The sequence below is a fragment of the Pseudoalteromonas amylolytica genome, assembly GCF_001854605.1.
Lineage (GTDB): Bacteria > Pseudomonadota > Gammaproteobacteria > Enterobacterales > Alteromonadaceae > Pseudoalteromonas > Pseudoalteromonas amylolytica.
Genome location: NZ_MKJU01000027.1, coordinates 130,233 through 131,417, shown reverse-complemented (window position 1 = coordinate 131,417; position 1,185 = coordinate 130,233). Strand labels below are relative to the sequence as shown.

Below are 1,185 nucleotides of genomic sequence, written 5' to 3'. Positions count from 1 at the left end.
GCAACAAAACCGACACAAGATCCTGACCTTCGTCAGGATGACGATGGTTTTCCTGCATCGAATTCCGTTCCCCTACTTCCAACCCCTCATCCAATTCCCAACCCCTCATCCAATTCCCAACCCCTCATCCAATTCCCAACCCCTCATCCAATTCCCAACCCCTCATCCAATTCCCAACCCGTCACTCAACTCCAAACCCCGTCACCCTGAACTTGTTTCAGGGTCCATGTGCTCATTGCAACAAAACCGACACAAGATCCTGACCTTCGTCAGGATGACGATGGTTTTCCTAAGTCGAATTCCGTTCCCCTACTTCCAACCCTTCACCCAATTCCCAACCCGTCACTCAACTCCAAACCCCGTCACCCTGAACTTGTTTCAGGGTCCATGTGCACATTGCAACAAAACCGACACAAGATCCTGACCTTCGTCAGGATGATGGCCCTAGAATACTTTTGGTCTCATAGCCTATAATCACTTTTAACCTAAACAAGCAATGATAAGGATCATCAATGCAACCAACCGTATATATACTCTGCTCAAAGCCAAAAGGCGTACTATATGTCGGCGTAACAAGTAACTTAAAAAAACGCATCTATGAACATCGGCAACACTACGTAGACGGGTTCACAAAGAAGTATAATGTTACCCAGCTAGTTTACTTTGAATGTCATGAACAAATGTACTCGGCACTTTGTCGAGAGAAACAGTTAAAAAACTGGCGTAGACAGTGGAAATTGAATCTAATTCAGCAGGAGAATCCTGAGTGGATTGATTTATACAATTTTATCTAAATCAATTATCTGATATGTCCATTTGAAATTTGAAACTTGCTCTTATCAAATAGTGCCCTTCTCATGTGGGCGAGTTTCACTAACCATTACATCACTCTGAACTCAACCCAACTCTCAACCCCTCACTCAACTCCAAAACCCGTCACCCTGAACTTGTTTCAGGGTCCATGTGCTCATTGCAACAAAACCGACACTAGATCCTGACCTTCGTCAGGATGGCAGTGGTTTTCCTGAATCGAATTCCTTTACCCTACTTCCAACCCGTCACTCAACTCCAAACCCCGTCACCCTGAACTTGTTTCAGGGTCCATGTGCACATTGCAACAAAACCGACACAAGATCCTGACCTTCGTCAGGATGGCAGTGGTTTTCCTGAATCGAATTCCTTTAC

At 45.0% G+C, this 1,185-nt stretch carries 1 protein-coding gene; it reads left to right on the top strand.

The window, feature by feature from the left end:
- The first annotated feature begins 512 nt into the window (after positions 1 to 512).
- Positions 513 to 794 (top strand): GIY-YIG nuclease family protein, encoded by a 282-nt coding sequence (locus tag BET10_RS12660; protein ID WP_070985956.1) that lies wholly within the window; start codon positions 513 to 515, stop codon positions 792 to 794.
- Positions 795 to 1,185 lie beyond the last annotated feature (391 nt).

Coding starts and splice junctions, on each gene's coding strand:
- BET10_RS12660 (WP_070985956.1), top strand. CDS start 513: ATGCAACCAACCGTATATATACTCTGCTCAAAGCCAAAAGGCGTACTA.